The following is an 8,280-nucleotide window of genomic DNA, read 5'->3' as shown; positions in this document are numbered from 1 at the left end:
CGGTGTACACCGCCCGGGACAGCCGTCCACGAGGACTGCCGCGTCCGCGCGCCCGGTCCCCGGGAAGGCGCGGCGCGAGGACACGAACCCCGGACAGCACAGGGCCGCGTCGGCGGCCCTGGAGCCTAGCGGGGCAGGGCCGCCGCGGCGGCGGCGAGCTTCTCCACGCGGGCCCAGTCGCCCGCGGCCAGCGCGTCGGCGGGGGTGAGCCAGCTTCCGCCCACGCAGCCCACGTTCGGCAGCCGCAGGTAGTCGGCGGCGCTCTCGGCCCGGATCCCGCCGGTCGGGCAGAAGCGTACGTCCGGCAGCGGCCCGGCCAGCGACTTCAGGTACGCGACACCGCCCGCCGCCTCGGCCGGGAAGAACTTCAGCTCCTTGATGCCGCGCTCGGCCAGCGCCATCACCTCCGAGACGGTGGCCGCGCCCGGCAGGTACGGCACACCGCTGGACTCCAGCGCCTCCACCAGCGACAACGTCGTGCCCGGCGAGACCAGGAACCGGGAACCGGCCGCCACGGCCGCCGAGATGTCGGCGGTGGTGCGGATCGTGCCCGCGCCGACCGTGGCCCCCGGCACCTCAGCGGCGATCCGCTCGATCGCTCCGAGCGCGGCCGGTGTGCGCAGCGTCACCTCGATGACCGGCAGCCCGCCCGCCACGAGAGCCTCGGCCATCGGCACGGCGGTCGCCACGTCGTCGATCACCACGACGGGGATCACGGGGGCGAGGTCGAGCAAGCTCATCAGAGTCTTCTCCTCATCGGCCGGGGTCACGGCCGTCTAGTGGTGATCAGGGTGGGCCTCAGCCCACGAGTTCGGTGGTGGCCCGCCCGCGCAGCCAGGCGGCCGCGCCGGTGAGCGCCGGCTGGGGCGCGACGATCAGCGTGGTGGCGATCGCCTCCAGGTATCCGGGCATGTCGGGGTTGCCGACGAACCGGGCACGGAAGCCGCTGGTCCGCACCCGTTCCACGATACGGGGCAGCACCCCGCCGCCCAGGTAGACCCCACCCCTGGCGCCCAGGGTGAGCGCCACGTTCCCGGCGAAGCTGCCCAGCATCTCGCAGAACACCTCGACGGTCTCGGCGCAGAGCGAGTCGTCGAGCCGGGCCACGATGTCGGAGGCGTTCAGGTCGGGCGCGGCCACGCCGTTGACCTTGGCCAGCGCCCGGTGCAGGCGTACCAGGCCGGGGCCGGACAGCAGGTGCTCGGCCACGACGTGCGGCAGCCCCTCGGCCTGCAGCACCCGTACGATCTCCAGCTCGCGCCGGTCGATCACCGGCACCGTGACGTGTCCGCCCTCGCCCGGGACGGGCGTCCAGCCCCGGTCCGTGGGCACGAGCCCGCCGACGCCGAGCCCGGTCCCGGGGCCCAGCACGGCCTTGACGCCGTGGGACGGCGCGGGCCCGCCCAGGGACACCAGGTCGGGGCCCTCCAGATGGGGCAGCGACACGGCCAGCGCCTCGAAGTCGTTGAGCAGCACCGCGTACGGGATGCCCAGGTCGCGTACGGACCCGGCCCACGCCGAGTTCGTCAGCCGGTAGCGGTCGCCGTCGATCGGCCCGGCCAGCGCCAGGCACGCCGCGCCCGGCCGCGCCCCGCCCGCGTGCTCGGCGAGATAGGCGTCGACGGCGTCGGGCAGGGTGGGGTAGGCGGAGCCGGCCAGCACCGCGACGTTCGAGGGCCGGGCCTGCGGCGAGGTGACCAGCCCGAACCGGGCGTTGGTCCCCCCGATGTCGGCGACCAGCCAGGGAAGGTCAAAGGCACTCATCGCACACCTCCGATGCGCACGCCGAGGCGCACACCTCCGATGCCCACGGCGAGACCAAGATCGAACGCCGCCACCGGAAGGTCGCCACGGTCGCCACGGACGCCACGGACGCCACGGACGCCACGGATGCCACGGACGCTCACCGGCCCAGCCCGGCGGCCCGCGTGCCCACGGGCGCGCCGCTCTCCAGGTGGGAGGCGCCCGCCTCGGCGGGGAAGCCCAGCCCGGGGCCGTGGTGCGGCGACTCGGCGCCGCTCACCCCGAAGATCCCGGCGCCCTGCTCGGCGTGCCCGGCCATGCGGCGGAACGTGGCGAACAGCTCCCGTCCCGTGCCGACCCACTCCGCGTCGCTCAGCGGCCGGCCCTCGGGCGTGCGCCGGGCCAGCTCCTCGGCGGGCACCAGCAGCTCCAGCGTTCCGGCGGCCGAGTCGAGCCTGATCACGTCGCCGTCGCGGACGATCGCGATCGGGCCGCCGTCGGCGGCCTCCGGCGACAGGTGGATGGCCGCGGGCACCTTGCCCGACGCGCCCGACATGCGGCCGTCGGTGACGATCGCCACCCGCTGCCCGCGGTCGAGCAGCACGGCCATCGGCGGCGTGAGCTTGTGCAGCTCGGGCATGCCGTTGGCGCTGGGGCCCTGGTAGCGGATGACCGCCACGAAGTCCTGCCCGTCCAGCTCGCCGGCCTCGAAGGCGCGCAGCATGTCGAGCTGGTCGTCGAACACCTTGGCCGGGGCCTCGATCACCAGGTGCTCGGGCTTGACCGCCGACACCTTGCTGACGGCCCGGCCGAGGTTGCCCTCGACCATGTGGATCCCGCCGTCGGCCGAGAACGGCTCGGCGACCGGGCGCAGCACGTCGCGGTCCTTGCTGCCGCCGGTGACCGGCTTCCAGACCAGCTCGCCGTCCACCAGCGATGGCGCCTCGCGGTAGCGGTCGAGGCCGGGGCCGGCGACGGTCAGCACGTCGCCGTGGAGCAGGCCCTCGTCCAGCAGGTCGCCGATGAGCACCTGCATGCCGCCGGCGTCGCGGAAGTGGTTCACGTCCGCCTGGCCGTTGGGGTAGATCTTGGTCAGCGACGGCACGACGCCCGACAGGCAGGCCAGGTCGTCCCAGGTCAGCACGAGGCCCGCGGCGGCGGCCATGGCGACCAGGTGCAGCGTGTGGTTGGTGGAGCCGCCGGTGGCCAGCAGCGCCACGCAGGCGTTCACGATCGACTTCTCGTCCACCAGCTCGCCGATCGGCGTGTACTCAGTGCCGTGGGCGGTGATCTCCACCGCGCGGCGGCCGGCCGCCTCGGTGAGGGCGTGGCGCAGCTCGGTGTGCGGGTTGACGAACGTCGAGCCCGGCAGGTGCAGGCCCATGACCTCCATCAGCGCCTGGTTGGAGTTGGCGGTGCCGTAGAAGGTGCAGGTGCCGGGGGAGTGGTAGGACTTGGCCTCGGCGTCCAGCAGCTCCACCCGTCCGACCTTGCCCTCGGCGAAGAGCTGGCGGGTGCGCGCCTTGACCTTGTTCGGCAGGCCGGAGGTCATCGGCCCGGCCGGCACGAAGATCGCCGGCAGGTGCCCGAAGTGCAGCGCCCCGATGAACAGGCCCGGCACGATCTTGTCGCAGACGCCCAGCAGCAGCGACGAGTCGAACATGTCGTGCGACAGCGCGATGGCGGCCGCCATGGCGATCACGTCGCGGCTGTAGAGGGACAGCTCCATGCCGGCGCGGCCCTGCGTGATGCCGTCGCACATCGCGGGCACGCCGCCGGCGACCTGCGCCACGCCGCCCGCCTTGCGCACCGCCGCCTTCAGCTCGGGCGGGTAGGTCTCGTACGGCTGGTGGGCCGAGAGCATGTCGTTGTAGCTGGTCACGATCGCCACGCCGGGCTTGGCTGTGCCTCGCAACGAGGGCTTGTCCTCATCGGAGGCGGCGGCGAAGCCGTGCGCCAGGTTCGCGCAGCCCAGGTGGGCGCGCGCCGGGCCCTTGGCCCGCGCCGCCTCGCCGTCGCGCCGGATCCGCGCCAGGTAGGCGGTACGGCTGGCCGCGCTGCGCTCGGCGATGCGATCGGTGATCTCCTGGATGACGGAATTCACAGGTCTTCCTCCTCGTGCCAGGCGCGACCGCTGCGGCCGAGCAGTTCGTGGGCCCCGGCGGGGCCGGTGGTTCCTGCGGGGTAGGGCTCGGGCAGGTCGGCGGAGGACTCCCAGGCCGCCAGGATCGGATCGATCCAGCGCCAGGCCGCCTCCACCTCGTCACGCCGCATGAACAGCGTCGGGTTGCCCGCCAGCACGTCGGTCAGCAGCCGCTCGTACGCCTCCGGCACCCGCGCGGTGAACGTCTTGCCGAAACTGAGCGACAGCGGCACCGGCTTCAGCGTCACCTCGCCCGCGCCCGGCTCCTTGGCCATGATGTGCAGCTCGATGCCCTCCTCGGGCTGCAGCCGCAGCACCAGGCGGTTCGGGGTGCCGCCGGGGAAGATGGAGTGCGGCACGTCCTTGAACTGCACCACGATCTCCGACCGCCGGTACGGCATGCGCTTGCCGGTCCGCAGGTAGAACGGCACCCCCGCCCAGCGCCAGTTCTTGATCTCGGCCCGGATCGCGGTGAACGTCTCCACCCGCCGCGAGGCCTCGGTGGTGGGCGTGGAGGCCGGCTCGTCCAGGTAGGACGGCATGCCGCCGGCCTCGGTGTACTGGCCGCGCACGGTGAACCGGTCCACCTCGGTCCCCACGATCGGCCGCAGCGACTGCAGCACCTTGACCTTCTCGTCCCGGATGGACTCGCGGTCGTTGCGCGACGGCGGCTCCATCGCGGTCAGCGTGAGGAGCTGGAGCAGGTGGTTCTGCACCATGTCGCGCAGCGCGCCCGCGTGGTCGTAGTAGCCGCGCCGTCCCGGCGTGCCGACGGTCTCGGCGGCGGTGATCTGGACGTGGTCGATCCACAACGAGTTCCAGATCGGCTCCAGGAAGGCATTGGCGAAGCGCAGCACCAGCAGGTTCTGCACCGTCTCCTTGCCCAGGTAGTGGTCGATGCGGAAGATCTGGCGCTCGTCGAAGATGGCGCCGACCTCGTCGTTGATCCGCTGGGCGCTGGGCAGGTCGCGGCCGAGCGGCTTCTCCAGCACCACCCGCGACAGCGGGGTGACCAGGCCGGCCTCCTCCAGCTCGCGGCAGAAGGGGCCGAACGTCATCGGCGGGCTGGCCAGGTAGAACACCCGGTCGCGCTGCTCGTGACCGGCCAGCAGCCTGGTCAGCGCGCCCCAGCCCGACTTGTCCTCGCCGCCGACGTCCACCGAGACGTGGTGCAGACGGCCCAGGAAGCGCTGCCAGACGGCGGGGTCGTCCACGGGGACCTGGTCGCGTACCTCGGCGTCCACCTTGCCGCGGAAGTCGGCGTCGGTCAGCCCGCCCCGGGACATGGCGATGACGCGGGTCTCGGGGGACAGCCGGCCGTCCCTGTCGCTGTGGTAGAGCGCCGGGATCAGCTTGCGCATGGACAGGTCGCCGGTGCCGCCGAAGACGACGAGATCGGCGGTATGGGCGGGGCTGGCGGTCGAGAGGGGGGACAAGGCGAAGCTCCGTTGATCTACCAAGCAAGGACAGAACGGACACTAACGAGAGTTTGGGTCGTGCACAAGCAGGGTTTTGGCATCTGAGATGAAAAAGTCTTCACCTTTCATTACCGAAGCCCATGTGGTTCACTTGGCCGATGCCTCGACGTACCGCCGCGACCCTCGCCACGAGTGGCGAGGTGCTCCGCCTCATCCGCACGGGTGAGGCCGTCACGCGCGCCGACCTCGGCCGGGTGACCGGTCTGTCGCGCCCGGCGGTGCAACTGCGCGTGGGCGAGCTGCTCGACCGCGGCCTGGTCGTCGAGCGCACCGACGCCCCCTCGACCGGCGGACGGCCGCCGGTCCGGCTGGAGTTCAACGCCGGGGGCGGCGTCGTCCTGGTCGCCGCGCTGGGCGCGAGCCGCACCCGGGTCGCGGTCTGCGACCTGTCCGGGCGCGAGCTGGCCGGCCGTGACTTCTTCATCGACGTCGAGCAGGGCCCCGACGTCGTGCTCCCGCTGCTCATGGACACCTGGGACGAGCTGCTCGGCGACCGGCCCCGCTCCTGCGTCAGGGGCGTCGGCATGGGCGTGCCCGCCACCGTCGAGTTCGCCCAGGGCCGTACCGAGAGCGCCCGGGTGATGGCCTCGTGGACCGGCGTGGTCATCCCGCCGATCATCCGCGAGCGTTTCCCCGTGCCGGTGCTCGTCGACAACGACGTCAACGTGCTGGCCATCGGCGAGCACCGCGGCGCCTACCCCGACCTCGGCGACCTGATGTTCGTGAAGGTCTCCACCCGCATCGGCGCGGGCGTGATCGCCGGCGGCGAGATCCTGCGCGGCGCGCTCGGCGCGGCCGGCGAGATCGGCCACATCCCCGTGCTCGACGGCGGCGGCGTGTTGTGCCGCTGCGGCAACACCGACTGCGTCGACTCCGTCGCCAGCGGCACCGCGCTGCTGCGCGACCTGCGGGAGGCGGGCAAGGACGTCGGGACCATCGCCGACGTGACCGCGCTGGTGCGCGCCGGCGACGCCGAGACGATGGCCATCGTGCGCACGGCCGGCCGCCGCATCGGCGAGGTGCTGGCCGGGGCGGTCAACATCCTCAACCCCTCGGTCGTGGTGCTCGGCGGCGACATGGCCGAGGCGTTCGGCCCGCTGGTGTCGAGCATCCGCGAGGTCGTCTACCGCCGCTCCACCGCCCTGGCCACCCGGCGGCTGCGCATCGAGCCGAGCCGGCTCGGCGCGGGCGCGGGCATCAGCGGCTGCGCGGTGATGGTGCTCGACCACGTGCTCTCGCCCGAGGCGGTCGACGAGACGATGACGGTCTCGACGCTGCGCCGCGAGCGCGGCCTGGCCGCCTCCAGCTAGAGGTCCCAGCGGGGTTCTGGGCTCTCCCGCACCACGCCGTCCGCGCCGAAGATCAGGTGACGGTCCAGGTCGTCGGCGAACCAGCGGTCGTGGGTGACCGCCAGCACCGTTCCCGCGAAGCCGTCCAAACCCTCCTGCAACGCCTGCGCGCTGGCCAGGTCGAGATTGTCGGTCGGCTCGTCGAGCAGCAGCAGCGTCGCCCCCGACAGCTCCAGCAGCAGGATCTGCAGCCGCGCCTGCTGGCCGCCCGACAACGTCTCGAACCGCTGCCCGCCGGCCGGCGCCAGCTCGTAGCGGGCCAGCGCGGCCATGGCGTCGTTCCTGGTCAGCGCGAACGTCTCGGTCACCAGCTCGGCGACGGGCCGTCCGTGCAGGTCGGGCCGCAGATGGGTCTGCGCGAAGTGGCCGGGGACGACGCGGGCGCCCAGCCGGGCCACGCCGGTGTGCGCGACGGGCTCGCCGGCCAGCAGGCGCAGGAAGTGGCTCTTGCCGGTGCCGTTCAGGCCGAGCACGCCGACCCGCTCGCCGTAGGCCACCTCGGCCGAGAAGGGCCGGATCAGCCCGGTCAGCTCCAGATCCTCGCACGTCACGGCCCGCTTCCCGGTACGCCCGCCGCGCAGCCGCATGCGTACGTTCTGCTCCTTCGGCGGCCGGCTCGGCGGCCCCGCCCGCTCGAAGCGCTCCAGCCGGGAGACCGCCGACCGGTAGGCCCCCGCGAGCGCGTCGTTGTTCGCCGACCGCTGCCGCAGCACGTGCACCAGCCGGCGCAGCCGGGCCCGCTCGTCCTCCCAGCGCCGCCGCCGCTGCTCCAGCCGCTCGCCGCGCCGCCTGCGCGCCTCGGCGTAACCGGCGAAGCCGCCGCCGTGCACCCACACCTCGCGCCCCTCGACGGTGACGACGCGATCGGCCGCCTCGGCCAGCAGCCGCCGGTCGTGCGAGACCAGCAGCACGGTCTTGGCCGAGCTCCTGACCGCCCGCTCCAGCCACTGCTTGGCCGGCACATCGAGGTAGTTGTCCGGCTCGTCGAGCAGCAGGATCTCGTCGGGGCCGCGCAGCAGCGCCTCCAGCATCAGCCGCTTCTGCTCGCCGCCGGACAGCGTGGCCAGCCCCCGGCCGGCGACCTGTTCGTAGGGCAGCCCGAGCGCCTCGGTCGCGCACGCGTCCCACACCACCTCCAGCTCGTAGCCGCCCGCGTCGGCGTAGTCGGCGACGGCCTGGGCGTAGGCGAGCTGCCGGGGCTCGTCGTCGCACCGCCCGATCGCCGCCTCGGCGCGGGCCAGCTCGGCCGCGGCCGCCCGCACCCGCGCGGGCGCGACGCCCAGCAGCAGGTCGCGCACGCTGCCGGTGCCGAGGAACTGCCGCATCACCCCGACGCCGCCGCCGGTGGTGACGCGCCCGTCGTCGGGCCGCAGGTCGCCCGCGATCAGCCGGAGCAGCGTCGTCTTGCCCGCGCCGTTGGGGCCGACCAGCGCCGCCTTGGCGCCGTCGCCCACCTTGAACGACGCCTCCAGCAGCAGCGGACGCCCGTCCGGCAGCAGGTACGTCACGCCGCTCACCTCGATATGACCCATGTTCCATTACTAGACCATCGATCCGGTCCGCGTAC

The 8,280-nt window shown here is 73.4% G+C and carries 6 protein-coding genes; 1 reads left to right on the top strand and 5 read right to left on the bottom strand.

Features of this window, described 5'->3' with window-relative positions:
- Window positions 1-125: 125 nt before the first annotated feature.
- The 4 genes from eda to zwf all read right to left on the bottom strand — a co-directional run bounded on the left by eda (window position 126) and on the right by zwf (window position 5,322).
- Window positions 126-740, bottom strand: coding sequence for a bifunctional 4-hydroxy-2-oxoglutarate aldolase/2-dehydro-3-deoxy-phosphogluconate aldolase (eda, locus tag ABZ444_RS41755; protein ID WP_352351613.1), 615 nt, complete (start codon window positions 738-740; stop codon window positions 126-128).
- 58 nt (window positions 741-798) lie between these two features.
- Complete coding sequence (gene glk / locus ABZ444_RS41750; RefSeq protein WP_358009486.1) at window positions 799-1,764, bottom strand: glucokinase; 966 nt, start codon at window positions 1,762-1,764, stop codon at window positions 799-801.
- A gap of 139 nt (window positions 1,765-1,903) precedes the next feature.
- Window positions 1,904-3,847 (bottom strand): phosphogluconate dehydratase, encoded by a 1,944-nt coding sequence (gene edd / locus ABZ444_RS41745; RefSeq protein WP_358009484.1) that lies wholly within the window; start codon window positions 3,845-3,847, stop codon window positions 1,904-1,906.
- Window positions 3,844-5,322, bottom strand: coding sequence for a glucose-6-phosphate dehydrogenase (gene zwf / locus ABZ444_RS41740; protein ID WP_358009482.1), 1,479 nt, complete (start codon window positions 5,320-5,322; stop codon window positions 3,844-3,846). Before zwf ends, edd begins: the two co-directional genes overlap by 4 nt.
- 140 nt (window positions 5,323-5,462) lie before the next feature.
- Here zwf and ABZ444_RS41735 point away from each other — a divergent pair, with 140 nt between their 5' ends.
- Window positions 5,463-6,674, top strand: a complete 1,212-nt coding sequence (locus tag ABZ444_RS41735; RefSeq protein ID WP_358009480.1) for an ROK family transcriptional regulator — start codon at window positions 5,463-5,465, stop codon at window positions 6,672-6,674.
- Here the strand turns inward: ABZ444_RS41735 and ABZ444_RS41730 are convergent.
- A complete protein-coding gene (locus ABZ444_RS41730; protein ID WP_358009478.1) occupies window positions 6,671-8,245 on the bottom strand; it encodes an ATP-binding cassette domain-containing protein in 1,575 nt (524 codons plus the stop codon). The two genes, ABZ444_RS41735 and ABZ444_RS41730, sit on opposite strands and share 4 nt — an antisense overlap.
- Between the last annotated feature and the right edge of the window lie 35 nt (window positions 8,246-8,280).

Origin of the sequence: Nonomuraea sp. NPDC005730 (assembly GCF_040630865.1) — a bacterium.
GTDB lineage: Bacteria > Actinomycetota > Actinomycetes > Streptosporangiales > Streptosporangiaceae > Nonomuraea.
This window is presented reverse-complemented; position numbering and strand designations above follow the sequence as displayed.